This is a genomic window from Pseudarthrobacter ribosi, assembly GCF_055412865.1.
In genome coordinates this window covers 100,376-121,907 of record NZ_JBVAYZ010000010.1, presented here as the reverse complement: position 1 = coordinate 121,907, position 21,532 = coordinate 100,376, and the positions used below count along the sequence as shown (strand labels likewise).

21 protein-coding genes are annotated in these 21,532 nt (G+C 67.5%); 11 read left to right on the top strand and 10 right to left on the bottom strand.

Going from position 1 to position 21,532, the window contains the following annotated elements:
- Both ACZYZ5_RS12365 and ACZYZ5_RS12360 read left to right on the top strand, forming a co-directional pair.
- Positions 1–490 (top strand): acyl-CoA carboxylase biotin carboxyl carrier protein subunit (locus tag ACZYZ5_RS12365; RefSeq protein WP_463902022.1); only part of this gene is annotated, 490 nt, incomplete at its 5' end.
- 416 nt (positions 491–906) lie between these two features.
- Positions 907–3,732 carry an aminotransferase class I/II-fold pyridoxal phosphate-dependent enzyme gene (locus ACZYZ5_RS12360; RefSeq protein ID WP_463902021.1) on the top strand — a complete coding sequence of 942 codons (2,826 nt, stop codon included), beginning with the start codon at positions 907–909 and terminating at the stop codon, positions 3,730–3,732.
- Positions 3,733–4,464: 732 nt separating this feature from the next.
- Here ACZYZ5_RS12360 and ACZYZ5_RS12355 read toward each other — a convergent pair.
- From ACZYZ5_RS12355 to ACZYZ5_RS12345, 3 genes are read right to left on the bottom strand one after another with little or no spacing between them, the layout of a single operon-like run.
- A complete protein-coding gene (locus ACZYZ5_RS12355) occupies positions 4,465–5,136 on the bottom strand; it encodes an energy-coupling factor transporter transmembrane component T family protein (RefSeq protein WP_463902020.1) in 672 nt (223 codons plus the stop codon).
- Positions 5,133–5,945 carry an energy-coupling factor ABC transporter ATP-binding protein gene (locus ACZYZ5_RS12350; protein ID WP_463902019.1) on the bottom strand — a complete coding sequence of 271 codons (813 nt, stop codon included), beginning with the start codon at positions 5,943–5,945 and terminating at the stop codon, positions 5,133–5,135. Before ACZYZ5_RS12350 ends, ACZYZ5_RS12355 begins: the two co-directional genes overlap by 4 nt.
- On the bottom strand, positions 5,942–6,631 hold the full coding sequence (locus ACZYZ5_RS12345) for a biotin transporter BioY (RefSeq protein WP_463902018.1): 690 nt from the start codon (positions 6,629–6,631) through the stop codon (positions 5,942–5,944). The genes ACZYZ5_RS12350 and ACZYZ5_RS12345 overlap by 4 nt, the downstream gene beginning before the upstream one ends.
- Positions 6,632–6,954: 323 nt before the next feature.
- Here ACZYZ5_RS12345 and ACZYZ5_RS12340 point away from each other — a divergent pair, with 323 nt between their 5' ends.
- Complete coding sequence (locus tag ACZYZ5_RS12340; RefSeq protein ID WP_463902017.1) at positions 6,955–8,553, top strand: ABC-F family ATP-binding cassette domain-containing protein; 1,599 nt, start codon at positions 6,955–6,957, stop codon at positions 8,551–8,553.
- Positions 8,554–8,585: 32 nt separating this feature from the next.
- Here ACZYZ5_RS12340 and ACZYZ5_RS12335 read toward each other — a convergent pair whose 3' ends face one another.
- The 4 genes from ACZYZ5_RS12335 to ACZYZ5_RS12320 are packed head-to-tail and all read right to left on the bottom strand — an operon-like array spanning position 8,586 to position 10,663.
- On the bottom strand, positions 8,586–9,062 hold the full coding sequence (locus tag ACZYZ5_RS12335; protein ID WP_463902016.1) for a YbaK/EbsC family protein: 477 nt from the start codon (positions 9,060–9,062) through the stop codon (positions 8,586–8,588).
- 3 nt (positions 9,063–9,065) lie between these two features.
- Positions 9,066–9,950: an SURF1 family cytochrome oxidase biogenesis protein gene (locus tag ACZYZ5_RS12330; RefSeq protein ID WP_463902015.1), complete on the bottom strand. Its 885-nt coding sequence runs from the start codon at positions 9,948–9,950 to the stop codon at positions 9,066–9,068.
- The gene (locus tag ACZYZ5_RS12325; protein WP_463902014.1) at positions 9,951–10,208 is read right to left on the bottom strand and encodes a hypothetical protein; all 258 of its coding nucleotides are present in this window, start codon (positions 10,206–10,208) and stop codon (positions 9,951–9,953) included. It lies immediately after the preceding gene.
- Positions 10,205–10,663 (bottom strand): DUF3099 domain-containing protein, encoded by a 459-nt coding sequence (locus tag ACZYZ5_RS12320; RefSeq protein ID WP_463902013.1) that lies wholly within the window; start codon positions 10,661–10,663, stop codon positions 10,205–10,207. The genes ACZYZ5_RS12325 and ACZYZ5_RS12320 overlap by 4 nt, the downstream gene beginning before the upstream one ends.
- A 153-nt stretch (positions 10,664–10,816) precedes the next feature.
- On the opposite strand from ACZYZ5_RS12320, the gene fabG reads away from it, so the two are divergent.
- Together fabG and ACZYZ5_RS12310 are read left to right on the top strand one after the other, a co-directional pair.
- Positions 10,817–11,542, top strand: a complete 726-nt coding sequence (fabG, locus tag ACZYZ5_RS12315) for a 3-oxoacyl-ACP reductase FabG (RefSeq protein ID WP_463902012.1) — start codon at positions 10,817–10,819, stop codon at positions 11,540–11,542.
- A 181-nt stretch (positions 11,543–11,723) separates the two neighbouring features.
- Positions 11,724–12,143, top strand: coding sequence for an Hsp20/alpha crystallin family protein (locus ACZYZ5_RS12310; RefSeq protein ID WP_463902011.1), 420 nt, complete (start codon positions 11,724–11,726; stop codon positions 12,141–12,143).
- A 114-nt stretch (positions 12,144–12,257) separates the two neighbouring features.
- On the opposite strand, the gene ACZYZ5_RS12305 is transcribed toward ACZYZ5_RS12310, so the two are convergent.
- Entirely contained in the window at positions 12,258–12,623 is a 366-nt protein-coding gene (locus ACZYZ5_RS12305) for a DUF5655 domain-containing protein (RefSeq protein WP_463902010.1), read from the bottom strand.
- A 221-nt stretch (positions 12,624–12,844) separates the two neighbouring features.
- On the opposite strand from ACZYZ5_RS12305, the gene ACZYZ5_RS12300 reads away from it, so the two are divergent.
- Positions 12,845–13,597 (top strand): SDR family oxidoreductase, encoded by a 753-nt coding sequence (locus tag ACZYZ5_RS12300; protein ID WP_463902009.1) that lies wholly within the window; start codon positions 12,845–12,847, stop codon positions 13,595–13,597.
- Between the two features lie 120 nt (positions 13,598–13,717).
- Here ACZYZ5_RS12300 and serB read toward each other — a convergent pair whose 3' ends face one another.
- Entirely contained in the window at positions 13,718–14,626 is a 909-nt protein-coding gene (gene serB / locus ACZYZ5_RS12295; protein ID WP_463902008.1) for a phosphoserine phosphatase SerB, read from the bottom strand.
- 155 nt (positions 14,627–14,781) lie between these two features.
- On the opposite strand from serB, the gene ACZYZ5_RS12290 reads away from it, so the two are divergent.
- The 5 genes from ACZYZ5_RS12290 (at position 14,782) to lplAB (ending at position 18,845) form a co-directional block, all read left to right on the top strand.
- Complete coding sequence (locus tag ACZYZ5_RS12290; protein ID WP_463902007.1) at positions 14,782–15,567, top strand: ABC transporter ATP-binding protein; 786 nt, start codon at positions 14,782–14,784, stop codon at positions 15,565–15,567.
- Positions 15,568–15,585: 18 nt separating this feature from the next.
- Positions 15,586–16,371 carry a sulfite exporter TauE/SafE family protein gene (locus tag ACZYZ5_RS12285; RefSeq protein ID WP_463902006.1) on the top strand — a complete coding sequence of 262 codons (786 nt, stop codon included), beginning with the start codon at positions 15,586–15,588 and terminating at the stop codon, positions 16,369–16,371.
- Between the two features lie 44 nt (positions 16,372–16,415).
- Positions 16,416–17,225 carry a TrmH family RNA methyltransferase gene (locus ACZYZ5_RS12280; RefSeq protein WP_463902005.1) on the top strand — a complete coding sequence of 270 codons (810 nt, stop codon included), beginning with the start codon at positions 16,416–16,418 and terminating at the stop codon, positions 17,223–17,225.
- 162 nt (positions 17,226–17,387) lie between these two features.
- The gene (locus tag ACZYZ5_RS12275; RefSeq protein ID WP_463902003.1) at positions 17,388–17,645 is read left to right on the top strand and encodes a type B 50S ribosomal protein L31; all 258 of its coding nucleotides are present in this window, start codon (positions 17,388–17,390) and stop codon (positions 17,643–17,645) included.
- 93 nt (positions 17,646–17,738) lie between these two features.
- A complete protein-coding gene (gene lplAB, locus ACZYZ5_RS12270; protein WP_463902002.1) occupies positions 17,739–18,845 on the top strand; it encodes a lipoate-protein ligase LplAB in 1,107 nt (368 codons plus the stop codon).
- A gap of 59 nt (positions 18,846–18,904) precedes the next feature.
- On the opposite strand, the gene pepN is transcribed toward lplAB, so the two are convergent.
- On the bottom strand, positions 18,905–21,532 hold the full coding sequence (pepN, locus tag ACZYZ5_RS12265; protein WP_463902001.1) for an aminopeptidase N: 2,628 nt from the start codon (positions 21,530–21,532) through the stop codon (positions 18,905–18,907).

Here is a 21,532-nt window from a genome sequence, read left to right as displayed (position 1 = left end):
ATCCCCGGACTTCACCTCCGAAACCGGCCTCGGCATCCACACCCGCTGGATCGAAACCGACTTCGCGGACACCATCGCCGCCGACCCGCGCTTCAGCACCACCGCGCCCGACGGCGCACGCCGCACCATCACCGTCGAGCTGGACGGCCGCCGGATGGCGGTCGGCCTGCCGGCGGACCTGCTGGACGGCTGGGCCCGCTCCGGCGGGACCCTGCCCGCCGGAGTGACAGCAGCCTCAGAGTCCGACGGCGCCACGCATGCCGACGGAGACGCCGACCCTCGCGAACTCCGCGCCGGCATGGCCGGGACCGTGGTCAAGTGGCTCGTCGAGCCCGGCGCCGAGGTCTCGGCAGGGGATCCGGTGGTTGTTTTGGAGGCGATGAAGATGGAAACCCAGGTCTCCGCCCACCGCGACGGAACTGTAACCGGCCTCCGCGCCGAAGCCGGCGGAGTGGTGACGGCCCGAGCGGTGCTGGCACTCATCGGCTAGGGCGGGTTCCGCTGACGGCCGTTCCGTCGCCGTTCCGGCTGGAGCTTCTAGACGAGAAGCCTGATAGCCAACGTCCTGACAGCAACGATGGCGACTCTTCGAAGGTCTAGCCGGCTCTTCAGTCTCGATCTTTCATGAATGTGTGGACGGCCTGGTACGAACGTCCACGAGCAGCCGACACTGGACTGATTCCATTTCGAGGACCGGCAGCCCCTGCGCCATTAGCACCAGCCAGCGACTTTCCAAGTCTCCGGCTGTGGTGCTTCGAGGTGTGCATAATCCCCCGCTCAGCAACAACACCCACTAGTGCGCATGGCGCACATGGGCAGACAAGGAAGGAGAACCATGCCTCAGGGCCCAACCCCTGATTTCCTAGACAACCACCTCGAACAGGGGAGCCAGGTCAGGGAAGAATCATGCAACCCGCAGACCGGCCGGTGCATGGACCGAGCGACGATTTCCACGGCCGCACAGCGGACCTTCCCGTCGTCGTGGATGAAGGCTTGAACGAAGTTGTGACGGCGACGGTCGCGGCAACTGAGCCATTCATCGGGATACCCAGCAGCGTGTGGCGGCTGCGCAGCGATGCGTGGGAGTTCCTGGGCTACGCCACCAAGCAGTTGGCTGCTGCCGATGAACCAGAGGCTTCGGTGAACGGCCTCCCGCGTGAGATCAGGCGGCTGCTCCAACTGCTGGAGGCGATCGAGATGTATTGGGCGTTCCCTGGGCACCGGCATGTCACCCAGCTGCGCCAGCGCATCGACGCCGGGGACTACCGCAGGGCGCTTGAACTCATTGAACCCGTTATCCGCAGTTTCGCGAGATTGAGCCCCGGTGCTGAGGAGCGGGAATCCTCTTTCGAGAGGGATACCCCCGGTGCCGAGCTGCCGGCCGCGCAGGCCCCGGCGGAGGTTCGGCCGAGATTCGAGGTCCTCATCGTCGATGACATGTCCGCTACGGATCGGGACGCCCTCCAAGCCGAGATGCTCCGCCAGCGCAGGCCTGCCGATGCGTTCATCTACGAACTGACCATAGTCTCGAGCTTTGAGGACGCGCTCGTGGCGGTGTTGTTGAATCCCGACATTCAGGCCTGTGTTCTTCGGCCGGGGTTCGGATCCACCACGCGACAGCGGCTGGGCCATGACCTGCGCGACTTCCTTGCCGGATTCGCCGAAGAGGACCTTGCCCCGTTGCGGCCCATCGAGCGGATCCTTGGCCTGGCGGACAAGATCGCGCAGCTGCGGCCCGAGCTCGATCTCTACCTAGTCGCGGGCGTCTCTATCGAGCAGCTCGCCGGGTCACTGACCCGAAGGTTCAGCCGAATCTTCCGCCGGGAGGACAGCCTGGAGCTGCACCTGTCGCTGTTGCGCGGAGTGGCGGACCGTTACGACACGCCGTTCTTTACCGCCCTTCAGTACTACAGCAGAAAACCCGCGGGCGTCTTCCACGCGCTGCCAGTCTCCCGCGGCGGGTCTGTGGTGAACTCCAAATGGATCAAGGACATGGGCGAGTTCTACGGCCTCAACCTGCTCCTGGCAGAGACCTCGGCAACCTCCGGAGGTCTGGACTCGCTGCTTGACCCGCACGGGTCCATCAAGGAGGCCCAGATGCTGGCGGCCCGCGCGTTCGGGGCGCAGAAGTCGTTTTTTGTCACCAACGGCACGTCAACGGCGAACAAGATCGTCCACCAGTCGATCGTGGCCCCCGGCGATGTGGTCCTGGTCGACCGCAACTGCCATAAGTCACACCACTACGCGCTCATGCTTGCCGGCGCCCAGGTCGCGTACCTGGATGCCTACCCTCTGCACGAATACTCCTTCTACGGCGCCGTCCCGCTGGCCAGCATCAAGGCGATGCTGCTGGACTACCGCCGGGCCGGACGGCTGGCCGACGTCAAGATGATCGCGCTGACCAATTGCACCTTCGACGGCATCGTCTACGACGTCGAGCGGGTCATGGAAGAGTGCCTGTCGATCAAACCGGACCTGGTGTTCCTGTGGGACGAGGCCTGGTTCGCGTTCGCCGGCTTCCACCATGTCTATCGCCGCCGGACCGCGATGGCCGCGGCACGAAAACTGGAGGCGGCCTTCAAGGACCCCTCCTACACGCTTCGCCATGCGGCGCAGGTGAAGGAACTCTACGATCCCGACACGAACGAGCCCCTCGCCGACGAAGTGTGGATGAAGACCCGACTCGTGCCGGATCCGGCAACCGCCCGTCTGCGGGTCTACGCCACCCAATCAACGCACAAGACCCTCACCTCGCTGCGCCAGGGCTCCATGATCCACGTCTTCGACCAGGACTTCAGCCACCTCAACGAGGAAGCATTCCGCGAAGCCTATATGACGCACACCTCGACCTCACCGAACTATCAGATCCTGGCCTCACTGGACATCGGACGCCGACAGGTTGAATTCGAGGGGTTCGAACTGGTACAAAAGCAGGCCGATCTCGCCGTCAGCATCGCCCAGGCAGTGGCACGCCATCCCCTCCTGAAGAAGTATTTCCGCACCCTCACCACCCGGGACCTGATCCCGGAGGAGTATCGCGAAAGCGACAGGCCGATGCCGCTTCGGGACGGGCTCGCGGCCATGAACGAGGCCTGGCGGCGGGACGAATTCGTCGTTGACCCCAGCCGACTGACCCTATATATCGGCCTGACCGGCGTCGACGGCGACACCTTCAAACACGAATACCTCATGGACAAGTTTGGGATCCAGGTCAACAAGACCTCCAGAAACAGTGTCCTGTTCATGACCAACATCGGCACCAGCCGCAGCTCCGTCGCCTACCTCATCGAGGTTCTCGTCAAACTGGCCGAACGCTTCGAAGACGAGCAGGCCGCACTGAGCCCGCTCGGCCAACGAGCCCACGCGGCCCGCGTCGCAGCGCTCACGAGCGCACCCCCGCCGCTGCCGGACTTCAGCCATTTCGCGGACCGTTACCGACGCGACCCGCACACCCCGGACGGAAACATCCGAGCGGCCTACTTCGAAAGCTACAAGCCGGGATCATGCGAATATCTTTCCCCGGCCGAGCTGACCCGGCGGGTAGCGGCGGGCCACGAGGTGGTCTCCGCCGGATTCGTTACTCCTTACCCGCCGGGATTTCCCATCCTGGTACCGGGCCAGGTCATCACCGCCGGGATCCTGGCATTCATGTCCGCACTGGACACCCGTGAGATCCACGGATACAACCACGAGCTCGGATACCGGGTAATGACGGGGGCAGCTACAAACTGATACGGGGGCCGGACTGGTAATGACCGTTGATTGAGTACTCGGTATTCTTCGGATTTTCGGTGCCAGGTGGCGCAGCGGTGCAGCACCCGGGTGTGTTCGGGGTCGGCGACGGCGGCCAGATGCCCGGTGAGCCATCTCTCGAAGAGCAGGAGCTGCCGGTCGACGGCGGGCAGGACCCCGCACTGCATGAGTATGTCGCGCAGGTAGGCGGCGGTCCGCCAGTTCGGTAGTTGCTGGCGCGGTGCGCCTGTCGGCGAGGGTGCATCTGGGGCAGAGCCGTCCGGCGAGCAGGGGTCCTTCAACGCGGCAGCGGTCGCAGGAGAAGTCGCGGGTGATCCCCGCACAGTCCCGGCAGACCGGCATCCCTGGCGTCGCGGCCCGGCAGCAGCCGTTCGGTCCGGCAGCAGGGGCAGGATCCATGTGTGCGCGTGGCCTTGTCGAAACAGGTCCGGCAGATCGGGCCGTCCGACCAGTTCGCCGCTTTCGCGGCCTGTCGGCCGCAGCGGGCACAGATGCGTATATGCCAGCGCTCATAATTCTCGAGGGTGTCGTAGGCGGGGGTTCACGGCTCCGGGGTGATCCTGGCCCGCTTGGGCCGGATGGTGGCGGCAAGGTCCACGACCTCGGCGCCCGCGGCGGCCGTGCGGCGCGGTGTCACGGCCTCCGCCTGGGTGGCGATCAGCTCCGCGGGGGGTCACTCGCATAATGTCGCAGAGCGCGGCGAGACCCCTATTAGGGGAGGGCATGTCCAGCGGCGGGGGTGTCTGGCGGGGCATGTTCCCCGGTCTCGTGCTCACCCAGGCCGCGGGCGGCGAGGGCGTCGCCGGTCTGCCGGGCGAAGGCCACGGTGGTGATGAAAACCGGGAGGATCAGGGCCCGGGGGTTGCGCTCCAGCCCGCGGGCCCGGGCGGAATCGCGGACATCGCCGTAGGCGCCGGCGATGAACGGGATGCTGCGCAGCATGATGGCGATGGTCAGCGCGAAGCGCTCCGGATCCGCACCGAAGCGCTGGAACGGCTTCGCCAGGGAAGCCACCCCATCCAGCAGCCGCTGCACCGGAGTGGTGGCCGTGAGGATCGACGCCGCCACAATACAGACCAGCACATTGAGCACAATCCGCGCCGCGGTCGGGCCGCCGATCTGCCACCACTGGAACAGCCCGATCGCCGCCAGGACCGGCAGCACCGGCCGCACTGCCCGGAACAGCCGCGTTACACCCGCCCCGCTGAGCAGGAACAGGGCGCACATCACGGCCAGGGCGGCGGCGGCCACGGCCCAGTCCACGATCAGGAAGGAAGCCATGCCGCAGCCGACGACCAGCAGGAACTTCAGCCACAGCGGCGCACGGTGCAGCAGGGAGTTGCCCGGTACGTAGTTGGCCAGCAGGAATCCGTGGCCGCTCACGGCTGCACCGGATGCTGCCGCGCCAGGTCCGGATTCTCACGGCGCAAATTCTCCAGCTCCGGCCGTCCCGGCCGCACCGTGTCAGCCGCTGCGCCGGAAGCCGGGAGCCCCGCAGCGCACAGCGCGCGGTAATGCGCGACGGCGTCGGCCGGCCCGCCGTCGAACACCACCGCGCCGGCGTCGACCACAAGGACCCGGTCGAGGTCCAGCGCGAGCTCAAGGTCGTGCGTGGAAAGGATGACCTGCTGGTCCAGGCCGGCCAGGGTCCGGCGCAGCAGCTCCCGGTTGCGCAGGTCCAGCAGGGTGGACGGCTCGTCCAGGACCAGCACCTCCGGGTCGACGGCGAGGACCGCGGCGAGGGCCAGGAGCTGGCGCTCCCCGCCGGAGAGCTCGTAGATGCTCTGGTCGGCCAGCGGCAGCAGCCCGAAGCGGTCCAGGGTTGCTTCCGCCTGGCGGCTGCGTGCGCGGGCGTTCCGGACCGAGCGGCGGAGGGACAGTTCCACGTCCTCCCGCCCGGTCGGCATGACCAGCTGGGACAGGGGGTCGGTGAAGACGAAGCCGACGCGCCGTCGCACCTCCCGTACCGACCGCACCGTGTCCCACTTGTCCACCGTCACGGTCCCGCTGCTGGGCAGCACGAGTCCGTTGAGGAGCCGCAGCAGGGTGGACTTGCCGGAGCCGTTGGCGCCGATGATGCCGATCCGCTGCTCGGTGAGCCGCAGGGTCAGCTCCGCCAGCAGGGTTTTCGGGGCGGGGCGGCCGTCAACCGCCACCCGCACGGCAACCCGGTCCAGCGCGATGATGCTCACGGCCGGTGATCCACCGTGGCGTGGGGAGCCGGTGTGCCGGCCGGGGCACCGGCCCCTGTCCGGACGCGGCGGATCAGCAGATCCGGAAATGCCTTGTGCAGGGCGAGCGCAATGGTCACGGCCAGTACGTTTTTGATCACATCTCCCGGGTAGAAGACCAGGTCCGCGAGGAATGCCTTTGAGAAGTCCAGCTTCGCGTTGACCATCATGCCGAGGATGCCGAGGCCATGGACGAAGATGATGCTGCTCACCATCACGGCCGCGAAAAGCAGGACCGCGCGCAGCCTGCCGGGGTGGCCCGCCGTGCGGCGCAGCACGAGCACGGTCAGCCAGCCCGCCGCTGTCGCGGCCAAAATGAAGCCGATGATGTAGCCCGCCGAGGGACCGGCCAGGACCCCGAGCCCGCTGCGTCCGCCGCTGAAGATCGGCAGCCCGACGAGACCGAGGAGTACGTAGAGCCCGACGGCGGCGAACGCCCTGCCTGGGCCCAGGGCCAGGCCGGTGAGCATCACCGCGAGTGTCTGCACCGTGATGGGGACGCCCATCCCGGCCACCGGAATGGCGGCAATCAGGGCGGAGCCGGCCACCAGCGCGGCGAAGACCGCGATCAGTCCGAGGTCGGTGGCGTTCCAGCGGTTCCGCTGCCGGGCGGGGGTGGCGGCTGCGCTGCCGGTGCTCTGCGTCATGGGGAGTTCCTATCGGGAGTGAATCGGTTCTGCGTCTGATTCTGACTTTACGAGCATGCCGGGCCGGGTTTTTTGTAGGAGCTCCACTAACCGGGGCCCCGGTAGCTGGAGGGCCGCACCAATGGCCCCCGGCGGCGCCCGGGCAGCGCCCGGCCGGCACCGCCGTCGTCCGGGGTTTCCGGCGGCCGGCGGGGGACTTGTCAACGGGCGGAGGCTGGGCCGGTAGACTGAGGGAGGCCGTTCTCTCGGCCACACTGCCCCGGCCCCCTCCAGATACCACCGTTGTGCCGCGGCGTTCCCTGTTGTGAAAGGCCTTAGCTGCATTGATTACCGTCCAGGATCTCGAACTGCGCGCCGGCGCCCGCCTCCTTATGGACCAGGTGAGCTTCCGGATCGACAAGGGAGACAAGATCGGCCTTGTGGGCCGTAACGGTGCAGGCAAGACCACACTGACCCGGGTGCTCGCGGGCGAAGGCCTGCCCGCCGGCGGAAAAGTCACCCGCAGCGGCGAGATCGGCTACCTGCCGCAGGACCCCCGGACCCCGGACATGGAGCAGCTGGCCCGCGACCGGATCCTGTCCGCCCGCGGCCTGGACATCGCCGTCGGCAAACTCCGGCAGTCCCATGAGGACATGGCCAGCGACGACGCCGAGGTCCAGCGCAAGGCAATGAACCGATACGACCGGCTCGAGTCCGAGTTCCTAGCTGCCGGCGGCTACGCTGCCGAGGCCGAGGCCGCAGCGATCTGCTCCAACCTCGCCCTCCCGGACCGGCTGCTGAACCAGCCGCTCAAGACCCTTTCCGGCGGCCAGCGCCGCCGTGTGGAGCTCGCCCGCATCCTGTATTCGGACGCCGAAACGATGCTCCTGGATGAGCCCACGAACCACCTCGACGCCGACTCCATCACCTGGCTGCGCGAGTTCCTGAAGAACCACCAGGGCGGCCTGATCGTGATCAGTCACGACACGGAACTGCTCGAGGCCACCGTGAACAAGGTGTTCCTGCTGGATCCCAACCGTGCGCAGATCGACTTCTACAACATGGACTGGAAGCGCTACCTCCAGCAGCGCGAAACGGACGAGCGTGCCCGCAAGCGGGAGCGCGCCAACGCGGAGAAGAAGGCCCAGGTCCTGTTTGACCAGGCCAACAAGATGCGCGCCAAGGCCACCAAGGCCGTCGCCGCGCAGAACATGGCCAAGCGTGCCGAGCGCCTGCTGGGCGGCCTTGAAGCCGTCCGCGCGACCGACCGCGTAGCAGCCCTGCGCTTCCCGGATCCGTCGCCGTGCGGCAAGACCCCGCTCACCGCGGACGGCCTCAGCAAGTCCTTCGGTTCGCTGGAGATCTTCACCGACGTTGACCTCGCGATCGACCGCGGCTCCAAGGTGGTCATCCTGGGCCTCAACGGCGCCGGCAAGACCACCCTGCTGCGGATGCTCGCCGGCGTTGACAAGCCGGACACGGGCCAGGTCGTTGCGGGCCACGGCCTGAAGGTGGGCTACTACGCCCAGGAGCACGAAACGCTGGACGTGGAGCGGACCGTGCTGCAGAACATGCGCTCCTCCGCCCCGGACATGAACGACGCGGAAGTCCGCAACATCCTGGGCTCGTTCCTGTTCTCCGGCGACGACGTCGACAAGCCCGCCGGTGTGCTGTCCGGCGGCGAGAAAACCCGCCTGGCCCTGGCCACCATCGTCGCCTCCAGTGCGAACGTGCTGCTCCTCGATGAGCCCACCAACAACCTCGACCCCGCCAGCCGCGCCGAAATCCTCGGCGCCCTGAGCAACTACACCGGCGCCGTAGTGCTGGTGAGCCACGATGAAGGTGCCGTTGAGGCGCTGAACCCCGAGCGCGTTGTGCTGCTGCCCGACGGCATCGAGGACCACTGGAACGAAGACTACCTGGACCTCATTACCCTCGCGTAGGCGCCCTCGCGCCTACGCGTGGGCGCCCTGATCTAGCGGACGGGCATTTCCTCGGCCTCGGTGATTCTCTGCAGCTCGTCGTAGCTGATGGAGAACATCGAGTGGTGGTCTCCCGCTCCTGCCCAGAGGACTGCGTGGATTTTCAGCGACTCGTCCAGCAGCGTCTTGATTTTCTCCGGATGCCCGACCGGGGCCACGCCGCCCACTTCCTGGCCGGTGTGGTGCAGGACGAACTCGGGGGAGGCCCGGCGGATTCTTCCGGTGCCCAGCTGCGCCGCGACTTTCCCGACGTCAACCCTGGCCGCGCCGCTGGCCAGGATCAGCAGCGGGGCCCCCTCAAGGTCGAACACGAGGCTGTTGGTAATTGCAGCGACCTCGCAGCCCAGCGCCGAAGCCGCCGCGGCCGCCGTCGGGACTGTCGAATCGAACACCGTGATTGTGTCCCCGGCGCCTAGAGCGATCAGCGCCCGCTTCACCCGGGCCACGGGCTCCGGGACCACGTTTGCCACGCCTCAGAACCCCTGGGCGTCCAGGATGGCGTCTTCCTCTTCCTCCGCGGTCGCGTTCTTCCGCTTGCGGGGGGCAGGACGACGGCGGGCCACCGGGCCGCTGGAGTGCATCAAGACGGCGTCGGTTTCGTCGGACTGGGCTTCGGCGTCCTCGGCGTCGATGGCGGCGTTTCGCGCCTGCTGGCGGGCCGCGTAGCCGAAGCCGATAAACATCAGCACACCGAAGGCGAACCACTGCAGCGAGTAGGACAGGTGGGTGCCCTCTTCGGTGGAGGGCTTGGGGAACGGGAAGGGCATGTCCGCCGCTGCCGGGGTCTCCGAGGCCAGCTGCCCGTAGGCGCCCGTCAGCAGCGGGTAGCCCAGCTCCGCGGAGTAGGCGGTGAGATCGATCGATGCCAGCTGCCCGTCCGGGGCGCCGCGCTGGAGCTCGGGCTCGGCGGGTTTGAGCCGGGCGACGACGGTTACGGTCCCCTGCGGGGGTGCAGGAACCACGTCGGGGCTGCCGGGATTGTTGTTGCCGATCGGCAGCCAGCCGCGGTCAATCACGACGGTCTCGCCGGTAATTGACCTAAAGGGGACGACGACTTCGTAGCCGGGCTGGCCGTTAAGCGGGCGGTTGCGGACGATGCGCTGCCCGGCGACGTCGTAACTGCCCTTCAGCTCCACCTGGGTCCACTCGCGTTCCGCCGCCAGCGAGGTGAACTGGTCCCTGACCTCGGCGAACGGCACGGGCGTGGCGGAGTAGTTCGAGGTGACCCGGTTGATCTCGGCGAGCGTCTCGGCGCGGCGGTCCATCTGCCAGCGGCCCAGCCCGACGCAGGCCGCGGCAAAAATCGCGGCCAGCAACAGATACCCCAGCCACTTGCTGGAGAAGAGAAATCGGTACATTCAGCTTGCCCTGCCTGCCGGGTTCAGTGCCACGGTGTCCTTCCAGAGCCCGCGGGTCTGCAGATAATCCTCGAGCCAGGCCCGGTGCTCTCCGCAGGCGAGCCAGATCTTGCGCCGTTCGGGGGTATGGATCTTCGGGTTGTTCCAGAGCAGCTGCCACTCGGCTCCGGCCCGGCAGGCCTTACGCGAGCACACCGCTTCGGTGGTGCCCGGCGTCGGGCTCCCGCTCCCGCTCCCGGCAAGGTCAAACAGGTTCATGAAGCAGCCCGCCCGTGGTCGCCTTCATCGTCAGCAAGTCCGTCCTCTTCTTCGATCAGTTCGCCCTGCAACAGGGTCATGGCAGCATCTTCAGACGCGTCGGTCGCCGGGGCTGCGGAGGCTCCCGGCGCATCCAGTTCGGCCATCGGAACATAGTCCAGCAGGGAGTCACTATGAACCTCCGCCGTGTCGCCGCCGTTCGCGATGATCACAGCAATCCACGGCAGAAACACGGCCCCGATGACCGGGAGGATCTTGAACCAGCCGTCCACGACGAAAATCAGGATCAGGCACACCATGCGGATACCCATCGCCACGGCGTACTTGATCATCCGCTGGCGCATCTCTTCGGAGTGCGCGGCGGCGGCGTCCGTGATGCTGTGAACCTCGGCATCACCGGACGGTACGTCCGGGCTCCCGGGCACAGGTACACCGGGTCCGTTTTTCAGTGTCACGGCTGTCAGATCACGCTCCCAAAGGCTTACTCCAATTCTCTCACCAACGGGAGAGCCGCCCAAACGCGGCCGGCGCCGGGCGCTAAGATCGGAGGCAGGAAAATCCCGTCCCCACCGCGGCACCGCCCCGCCGCAGAATTCCGGAGCCCCACCATGTCTGAAACAGCAACCACCGGCCGCAGTGTCCTGATCACCGGGGGAAACCGCGGCATCGGCCTCGCCATCGCCGAGGCCTTCCTCGCCAACGGCGACAGGGTGGCCGTCACCTACCGCAGCGAGTCCTCGCTCCCGGCAGGCATCCTCGGCGTCAAGGCCGACGTCACCGATGAGGCCTCCGTGGACGCCGCGTTCACCGAAGTGGAAGCCGCCCATGGCCCCGTCGAGGTGCTGGTCGCCAACGCCGGCATCACCAAGGACACCCTGCTGATGCGCATGAGCGAGGACGATTTCACCTCGGTCATCGACACCAACCTCACGGGCGCCTTCCGCGTGATCAAGCGCGCCTCCAGGGGCATGATCCGGGCACGCAAGGGCCGCGTGGTCCTTATCTCCTCCGTCTCGGGCCTCTACGGCGCGCCCGGCCAGATCAACTACTCGGCATCCAAGGCCGGCCTCGTCGGCATTGCCCGCTCGCTAACCCGCGAGTTGGGCGCCCGCGGCATCACCGCGAACGTCGTGGCACCCGGCTTCATCAACACGGACATGACGGCGGAACTGGCCGAAGCAACCCAGAAGGACTACCTCTCCAAGGTTCCCGCCGGCCGCTTCGCCGAGGCCTCCGAGGTCGCCAACGTGGTCCGCTGGATCGCCAGCGACGAGGCCGCCTACATCTCCGGCGCCGTCATCCCGGTCGACGGTGGCCTCGGCATGGGCCACTAGCCCAGGCTCCCAAAGCTGCCGACGACGGCGGGAGCCGGAGCCGCGCGCTGTCCGTGCACCCGGCGGGGCGTGCCGGCCACGGTAGGACTTTCAGCCCTTAGCGCGGACCCTGCCGGCGTGTGTAATGGGTCTACAGCCCCTGACCACACCTCGGCAGGGGCATGGAAGCAGGAGGACAATCGTGGCTGAACTGAACAAGTGGGTCCCGTCGGACGTGCTGGATCCGATCAAGCGTTTCCTTGACGGGGACCTGACCATGACACCGTCCATCAAGGTCGAACAGTTTGTGGACGGCACCACCCTGGTGGTGCGGGCGGAGGTTCCCGGGATTGATCCCGACAGGGACGTCGACGTCTCCGTGAGCGAGGGTATGCTGCACATCCGGGCAGAGCGTGAGGAGAAGACCGAGCACAAGAGCAAGGACGGCTACCGCTCGGAATTCCGCTACGGCTCCTTCTCGCGCAGTGTTGCGCTGCCGCCAGGTGCCAGGGAAGAGGACATCACCGCCACCTACAAGGACGGCGTGCTTGAAGTGCGGGCACCGGCCCCCGTGGCAGCCCCCGACGCGACGGCCAAGAAGATCCGGATCGACCACATGTAGCAGTCGGCGCGGCCGGGCGGCGGACCACATCGGTCCGCCCGCCCCCGGTGTGCCACTAGGTGCCCTGCCCAGGCCCCAGCTGCCGCCACGCGCCTGAGGCCGTCGGCCCCGGCGTCAGCCCGCCGCCGCACGGGCCTCCCGCAGCCAGCCGGCAACCTCGGCGTCGAGCTCGCGCTCGTCATGCAGCTCCAGGTGGTGCATCCACACCCCGGGCGACGGGTTGACAATCTCCTTGAACCTGGCGGAATCGATGCGCCGGGGGAGCGCGATCGACAGCACGGCAGGCACCCCGGAATCCACGTACCGCCCCGGCCACCACAGGTACGCAAAACCGCGTTTCTCCCGGAAGGCCACCTGGCTTTTTGTTGCGCGGACCGCCGGCGGGGCGGGCACGGCCAGCAGCCTTCCGACGGCATGGAACAGCTCCAGGCCCCGGGGGGAGCCGCTGAAGACCTGCTCCGGGGTGGAGTCCTCACTCACGCCCCGCGGCACCGGGCCCCCTGATGCCCGGCCTTCTGCCCGGCCTTCCGGCACACACACCGCGCGGACGTTCCATGCCCGCGATCGTACGCCCGCGGACCGGGCGGGAACTAGCCGGCCGCGGCTTCTTTGTGGAACCCGGACAACGGAAAACAACGGCACCGCTGGCATGATGGATTGCAGACTCACCGTTTTTGGACGTTTGGAACAAAGGAGCTCGTATGGGACTGCTGGACAACAAGACTGCTATCGTGACCGGTTCGTCGCGGGGCATCGGCGCTGAAGTCGCCAAGATCCTCGCCGCCGAGGGTGCCGCCGTCGTCGTGAACTACCGCCAGAAGGCGCCCCGCGCCAACAAGGTTGTTACGGAGATCGAGGCGGCCGGCGGCCGAGCCGCCGCCGTCGGCGCCGACCTCACCACCCAGGAAGGCGTCCAGGCCCTGGCCAGCGCCGCGATGGAGAACTTCGGCTCGTTGGATGTCCTGGTCCTCAACGCCTCCGGCGGGATGGAATCCGGCATGGAGGAGGGCTACGCGCTCAAGCTCAACCGTGACGCGCAGGTGAACATGCTCAACGCTGCCGTGCCGCTGATGCCCGAGGGGTCCCGGGTGGTCTTCGTGACGAGCCACCAGGCGCACTTCATCAACACCGTGCCCACCATGGAGAACTACGAGCCCGTGGCCCGCAGCAAGCGTGCCGGCGAGGACGCACTGCGCGAACTCGTTCCGAACCTGGCCGAGAAGGGCATCTCCCTCGTGGTCGTCTCCGGCGACATGATCGAGGGCACCGTCACGGCCACCCTGCTGGACCGCTCCAACCCGGGCGCCATCGAGGCCCGCCGCGCCGAGGCCGGGAAGCTGTATTCGGTCACGGAGTTCGCCGCCGAGGTCGCCAAGATGGTCACCGCCGACGTCGAATCCGGCCACACCGAGTACGTCGGCGGGTCCGACTACTTCGACAAGAGCAGCAACTAACAGGCATCCGCGCGGGGCGCAGTACCAGGGCGTCGCGACGCGCTCATAGCGCAGTAGAACGGTGAAGGCCGGGGCAACCGCCCCGGCCTTCACCGCTGTTCCCGGTTGCCGGGAAAGGACTCAGACGCCGGCGATGTGCCGCACGGCGTCGAGATAGGGGATGTTCACGACGGCATCCGCAACCGCACGGACGGCCGGTTTGGCGTTGAACGCCACGCCGATTCCCGCAGCGCCCAGCATGTCCAGGTCGTTGGCGCCATCGCCCACAGCAATCGTGTGCTCCATCGGGATGCCTTCCCTGGCTGCCCATTCACGCAGATACTTTTCCTTCGCCGCCCGGTCAATCACTTCACCGATGACCTTTCCGGTCAGCGCACCGTCGAGGATTTCGAGTTCGTTGGCGATCCAGTATTCGAGTCCAAGGCCCTCCGCGATCGGCTGCAGGATCTGGTTGAAGCCGCCGGAGATCACCGCCACCACATGGCCCGCGGCGTGGAAGGCGGCCACGAGTTCCGCCGCACCGAGGCTCAGTTTCACCTCGGCGCGGACGGCATCGACGACGGCGGCCGGGAGGCCGGCGAGCACCGCCACCCTCGCGTGCAGGCTTTGCGCGAAGTCGAGTTCGCCGCGCATGGCGGCCTCGGTGACGGCGTGGACTTCCTCGCGTTTGCCGGCATGGGCGGCGAGGAGTTCAACTACTTCCTGCTGGATAAGGGTGGAATCCACGTCCATGATGAGGAACTTCCGCTGCGCGCGCCGGAGGGCGGCGGGGACGATCGCCGTGTCCACTCCGGCCGGGCCGTGATCTGCCGCTGCCCGGCGCAGTTCCGCCAACGCCGTCCCCCCGTGCTCCGTCCCGGCGGCCAGGTCAACGCTGCCGTCCGCCGCATAGACCTCGAAGCGGGCATCTCCGGTGCGGGTTTCCGCGTCCAGCGTTACTCCCGCCGCTGTGAGCAGCGAACGGAGCCGCTGCACCTCGGAATGGGTCAGTTTGGGGGCATAGCTCACGGCGGTCACGAACAGGTTCATGGCTGCAATCCTAGCGATCGGGCCGATGCGGGCCCGAATTCGTTGCGGTCCGGTGACGCCGGGGCAGGCGGGCGGCCGGCACGCTGCGCGGGCTTGACGCCGTCCCGGCGTTCCGGTTATCAGTCGTCCGCTGTTTTGTCCTAGTGTCTACTTCTATGAGTGATGTTCTTGAAATGGCCGCCGTCAGTGTTGTACGTGGGGCAAAGACCCTGCTGGACAAGGTCGACTGGCAGGTCAAGGAAGGCGAGCGTTGGGTGATTCTGGGCCCCAACGGCGCCGGCAAGACCACTTTGCTTCAGCTCGCGGCCGCCCGGATCCATCCCACCAGCGGCATGGCCGGCGTCCTGGAGGAGATCCTCGGCGCCGTCGACGTCTTTGAACTCCGGCCCCGGATCGGCCTGTCCTCGGCTGCGCTAGCCAACCAGATCCCGGAGCACGAGAAGGTCCTCAACGTCGTCGTAACGGCCGCCTACGGTGTTACCGGTCGGTGGCGCGAAGGTTATGAGAGGGACGACGAGCGCCGCGCCTTCGCCCTGCTTAATGAGTGGGGCATGGGACCGCTGCTGAACCGGCCGTTCGCCTCGCTGTCCGAGGGGGAGCGCAAGCGCGTCCAGATCGCCCGTGCCCTGATGACGGATCCCGAGCTCCTGCTCCTGGACGAACCCGCTGCCGGACTCGACCTGGCCGGCCGCGAGGACCTCGTGCACCGGCTCAGTGAACTCGCCCGCGACGACGCGGCCCCGGCCATCGTCCTGGTCACCCACCACCTCGAAGAGGTCCCCCCGGGCTTCACCCACGCCATGCTGCTGCGCGACGGCGGCGTGGTTGCCCAGGGCGCGATCGAAGGCGTCCTCACGGCCGAAAACCTGAGCCTGACGTTCGGGCTGCCGCTGGACGTCAGCGTCGCCGCCGGCCGGTACACGGCCACCGCGCGACGCTGACCGGGCCGCTGACCTGGCGTGGAGTTCCTCAATAGTGTCCTCATTTTCTTCGCCGGGCTTTGGGCCGGCACCATCAACAGTGTGGTCGGTTCCGGCACCCTGGTGACCTTCCCGGTGCTGATCGCCCTCGGCTACGCACCGGTCACGGCCTCCATCAGCAACGCCATGGGCCTGGTTGCCGGGAACGCCGCCGGCGCCTGGGGCTACCGCAAGGAGCTGAAGGGACGCGGCAGGCAACTGCTCAGGCTGCTGCCCGCCTCGCTGCTGGGCGGCATCTCCGGCGCCTACCTGCTGCTGCACCTGCCAGAGAAGGTCTTTTATTACGCCGCCCCCGTCCTGATCGTGCTGGCGCTGCTGATGGTCGCCTTCCAGCCCCGGCTGCAGCAGTGGGTCCGGGACCGCGAACAAAATCCCGAACACGCCATCCGGGACCGCCGCCACGGCGTGATCCTCGTGGTCCTCGTGTACTTCGCTGGCGTGTACGGCGGCTACTTCGTCGCGGCGCAGGGCATCCTGCTGGTCGGGATCCTGGGCATCTTCATGACCGGGACCATCCAGAACGCCAACGCCATGAAGAACATCCTCGTCCTTGCCGTCAACGTGGTGGCGGCAGCCTCCTACCTGCTGTTCGCCTTCGGCCGGATCGACTGGGCCGTCGTGGGCTTGATCGCCGTGAGCTCACTGATCGGCGGCGTGATCGGCTCCAAGGTGGGCCGCCGGCTGTCCCCGGTGGTGCTGCGCGGCGTCATCTTCGTCCTGGGCCTCGTCGCGCTGGGGTTCATGATCGCCAACCTGTTCAAGTGACCCGATCCTGTGACCGCACCGCCTCCCGCTGAAACGACCCGCCCGTGACCTTCCACCGCCTTGAATCCGCAGATGACCCCCGGGTCTCGGACTACACGCAGCTGACCGACGTGCACCTGCGCAAGCTCCGGGAACCCGCCGAGGGCATGTACATCGCCGAGTCCTCCCGGGTGCTCCGCCGGGCCCTCGCAGCGGGCCACACGCCACGGTCCTTCTTCCTCGCCGAGAAATGGCTCGCGGACCTCTCGGACATCTTTGCGCAGTACCCGGACGTCCCCGTGTACATCGGTTCCGCCGCGCTCCTCGAGGAGATCACCGGCTTCCACCTCCACCGCGGCGCGATGGCGGCCATGCGGCGCCCGGAACCCGTGCCGCTGCCCGAGCTTCTCGCCGGCGCCCGCCGGGTCGCCGTGCTGGAGGACATCGTGGACCACACCAACGTCGGCGCGATCTTCCGCTCCGCCGCGGCCCTGGGCATCGACGCCGTCCTCGTCTCGCCGCGCTGCGGGGACCCGCTCTACCGCCGCAGCGTCCGGGTCAGCATGGGGACGGTGTTCCAGGTGCCCTGGGCCCGGCTGACGGACTGGCCGGGGGACCTGCAGGTGCTTCGCGGGCAGGGCTTCACCGTGGCCGCCCTGGAGCTCACGGACGACGCCGTCGACCTCGACGCGCTGGCGGCGCGCCGGCCGGAGAAACTCGCACTGGTGCTGGGCACCGAGGGTGCCGGGATGAGCGCGGACACCCTCGCCGCCGTCGACCTCGCCGTGAAGATCCCGATGCGCGCGGGCGTTGACTCGCTCAACGTCGCGGCGGCGTCCGCCGTCGCCTTCTGGGAGTTGCGCCCGAGGGGCTGAACCGCTGCCCTGAACCGCTGCAGGGGACAGCGCCGCTGGTCACGCCGCGAAGGCGCTGACTTTCCGCTATGATTGATAGCTGGCCGTCCGGTGCATTCCGCCGGCCATCCCATTCATACCTGGCAACTGGCAAAATCCAGTTGTGCGAACAAAGGTCCAATTATGAAGTCTAATACTCACCCGAAGTACGAAGCTGTTGTTTTCAACGACCTGGCTTCCGGCGTCAAGTTCCTGACCAAGTCCACCGTGTCTTCTAAGAAGACCATCGAGTGGGAAGACGGAAACACGTACCCGATTATTGACGTCGAAATCTCCTCCGAGTCCCACCCGTTCTACACGGGCAAGCAGCGCATCATGGACTCTGCAGGCCGCGTCGAGCGCTTCAACGCTCGCTTCAAGGGCTTCGGCGGCAAGAAGTAACTACTTCTCTCCAAGGTCTTTTGGAAAAGCCCGCACCGGTGACGGTGCGGGCTTTTTGCGTCCGCCGCCGGTGCGCGTGGCAGGATTAACGCCATGACAACCCAACACCCGGTTCCCGGTTCCGGCAGCGCCGACGACGGCGGGGCCCGCCGCCACGGGGAGTACAAAGTTCCCGGCGGCAAACTCGTCGTGGCCGATTTCGACGTCGCCGACGGCGTCCTCACCAACGTCTCGCTCAGCGGCGACTTCTTCCTGGAGCCGGACGAGGCGCTGCTGGAGATCAACCGGGCGCTCACCGGCCTCCCGGCGGATGCAGGGGCGGCAGACATCTCCGCCGCGGTGGCAGCGGCCCTGCCGGCCGACGCCGTGCTGTTCGGCTTTTCCGCCGACGCCGTGGCCGTCACCGTCCGCCGCGGCCTCGCGAAGGCCACCGGCTGGGCGGACCACCACTGGAACATCATCGCGCCGTCCGTGCTGCCCACCCACCTTAACGTCGCGCTGGACGAGGTCCTGGCCGAAGAGGTCGGCGCCGGACGCCGCAACCCGACGCTGCGGTTCTGGGACTGGGAGGAACCGTCCGTGGTGATCGGCAGCTTCCAGTCCGTCCGCAACGAACTGGACCCCGCCGGCGTCGAACGCCACGGCATCAGTGTGGTCCGCCGGATCAGCGGCGGGGGAGCGATGTTCATGGAGGCCGGCAACTGCATCACCTACTCGCTGTACCTCCCGCAGACCCTGGTGGACGGCCTCAGCTTCGCCGACTCGTACGGTTTCCTGGACGCGTGGGTGATGGCAGCCCTCGAGAAGATGGGGATCAGTGCCTTCTATGTGCCGCTCAATGACATCGCCACCGAACACGGTAAGATCGGCGGCGCCGCGCAGAAGCGGCTCGCCAACGGCGGCATGCTGCACCACGTCACCATGAGCTATGACATCGACGCAGACAAGATGGTCGAGGTCCTGCGGATCGGCAAGGAAAAGCTCTCCGACAAGGGCACCAGGAGCGCCAAGAAGCGGGTGGACCCGCTCCGGCGCCAGACCGGCCTCGCCCGCACCGAGATCGTCGCGGCCATGATGGGGGTCTTCGCCGAACGCTACGCCGCGACCCCCTCGGAGCTCACCGAGGCCGAGCTTGCCACCGCGCAGCACCGGGTCGAGGCCAAGTTCGGCACGCCGGAGTGGCTGCACCGCGTCCCCTAAGCCCCCGCCACCTTCGTCGATTGCTCCGTAACTGCCGTTTAGAGCCCCCAAAAGGGCGGTTACGGAGCAGTCGATGCAGGGTTCGCGGCCAGGGTCTGCGCCGTGAGGGAACGGTGCAGGTGGCTGCGCTGTTCGATAATGATGCGGCGCAGCGCCCGCGGGGCGTCCGCGTGTTCAGCCAGCCAGTTGTCCGTCCGGACGATGACAGGGTGTGTGTCTGGAGTGCCGCCGTCCAGGTCCTGCCCCGCGGGGTAGAGCCCTCGGACGATCCGGCTGCCGATTTCGATACTGCGCCCGGCCCAGACCTCCTCCAGGCACTCGAAGTACCGGTCAATGAAGCCGCGCAGCAGCGGTGCCGGGCCGGTGTTGAAACCGGCGATGGTCGCGCTGAGCAGCTGGTTGGAGAGTGAGGTGCCGTGCACCGCTTCGGTCCAGGCCGCCTCCTTCACGGCAGCCTCGGGGCGGGCCGCGAGGGCGGTGGCGTGTCCCGATTTTCCGGCGGCGGTGTTGTCGCGGGCCAGCTCCCCGTCGAGCTGCGTAACGGTGGCCTCCCCGTTGGCGGCCAGGGCGTGCCAGAAGTTCCAGCGCAGCTCCGCATCCACGGCCAGTCCCTCAAGGACCGTGCTGCCGGCCAGGACGCCGCGGACCAGGTCCAGCCGGCTGCCGTCATAGCGGCTGGCGGCGGCGACCGTGCGCACCCACGCCAGCTGGTGGTCGGAACCCGGCGCGGCCCGCCGGAGCTCATCTGCCGCGAGGGACAGGAAACCGTGGCGGACAGCGGCCCGCTCGGCCACGGGGACGTACCGTTCGATCGCCGTGGCCGCGTTGCCCAGGACAGTGAGCAGCACGCCGATGCCGGATTCCGCGGACCCGAAGCGCTTGACGGCGTCCACGTACAAGGACGACGGGGTAACGGCGTCCCGGGCCGAGTCCCAGAGGGCGGTCCAGCACAGGGCCCGGGCCATCGGATCGCTGAGCGCGCTCAGGGACGCCCGGACGGTGGCTTCGGAGCGCGGGTCCAGCCGGACCTTGGCGTAGCTGAGGTCCTCGTCGTTGACCAGCAGCAGGGCCGGCCGCGCCTTCCCGGACAGGGCCGTCACCTCGGTCCGGGCCCCGCTGACGTCGGTCTCGATACTGTCGGTGCGGACCAGGGCGCCGGCGTCGTCCATTCCGTACAGGCCGATCCGCAGCCGGTGCGGCCGCGGCTCCTGCCGGCCCGTCGTCGGGTCCTCGGCGTCCTGGATGATGGTGACCGCGGCGAGGACGCCGTCGTGCTCCTCGATCTCGCTGGTGAGGGTGGAGATGCCGGAGGTTTGCAGCCACTGGCGGGCCCAGTCCGAGAGGTCCCGGCCGGAGGCGGCGCTGAGCGCGGCCAGCAGCTCCGCCAGGGTGGTGTTGCCGTAGGCGTGGTCCTTGAAGTACTGGCGCGAGCCGGCCACGAAGGCCTCGAACCCCACGTAGGCGACCAGCTGTTTGAGGACCGAGGCGCCCTTGGCGTAGGTGATGCCGTCGAAGTTCTGCTTGGCAGCCTCGAGGTCGGGAATGTCGGCGACGATCGGGTGGGTGGTCGGCAGCTGGTCCTGGACGTAGGCCCAGGCCTTGCGGTTGTTGGCGAAGTTCACCCAGGCGGTGGCCCAGTCCGTGGTGCGGTCCACGCCGAGGGTTCCCATGTAGTCCGCGAAGGATTCCTTGAGCCACAGATCGTCCCACCACTGCATGGTGACGAGGTCGCCGAACCACATGTGCGCCATCTCGTGCAGGAGGGTGTTGGCGCGGGCCTGGTACTGCGAATCGGCGGCCCGGGAGGTGAAGACGTAGCTTTCCGTGAAGGTCACCAGCCCGGGGTTTTCCATGGCGCCGAGGTTGTATTCGGGCACGAAGGCCTGCTCGTATTTCCCCCACGGGTACGGGAAGTCGAAGAGTTCGTTGAAGAAGCCCAGGCCGTTCCTGGTGAGGGTGAAGAGGGCCTCGGGGTCGAAGGACGGCGCCATCGAGGCGCGACAGTAGAGGGCCAGCGGCACGTCCAGCCGGGTGCCGTCGTCGAGCGTCCTGCTCCAGGAGTCCTCGGCCTTGAAGTACGGGCCGGCCAGCACCGTGGTGATGTACGTGGACATCGCCTTCGTCGGGGCGAAGTCCCAGCGGCTCGTGTCCGGGTCGCTGGTGAGGCGCGTGCGCTGCGTTTCGATGCCGTTTGAGGACACCTGCCACGCCGAGGGTGCCATGACGTGGAAGGTGAATTCCGCCTTGAGGTCAGGCTGTTCGAAATTGGCGAAGACCCGGCGGGCGTCGGCGGGCTCGTACTGGGTGTAGAGGTAGCACTGGCCGTCGGCCGGATCGAAGAAGCGGTGCATGCCCTCGCCGGAGGTGCTGTAGAGCGCCGTGCCCGTGACGGTGACCTGGTTGTCCGCCTGCAGGTTGTCCAGCCGGATCCGGGAGCCGTCCACGACGTCGGCGACCGCGAGTCCCTTGCCGTTGAGGAAGACGCTGTGCACCTCGCTGCCGATGAAGTCCAGGAAGGTCGAGGCCCCGGGTTCGCCCGCGGAGAAGGTGATCACACTGCGGCTCGTGTAGCCGGCGACGTCCGGATCCGCAGCCTGCCGGACGTCCAGGGAGACGTCGTAGCTGTGGGTGGTGATCAGGGCTGAGCGGGTTGCGGCTTCATCGCGGCGCAGGTTCTGGTTCGACAC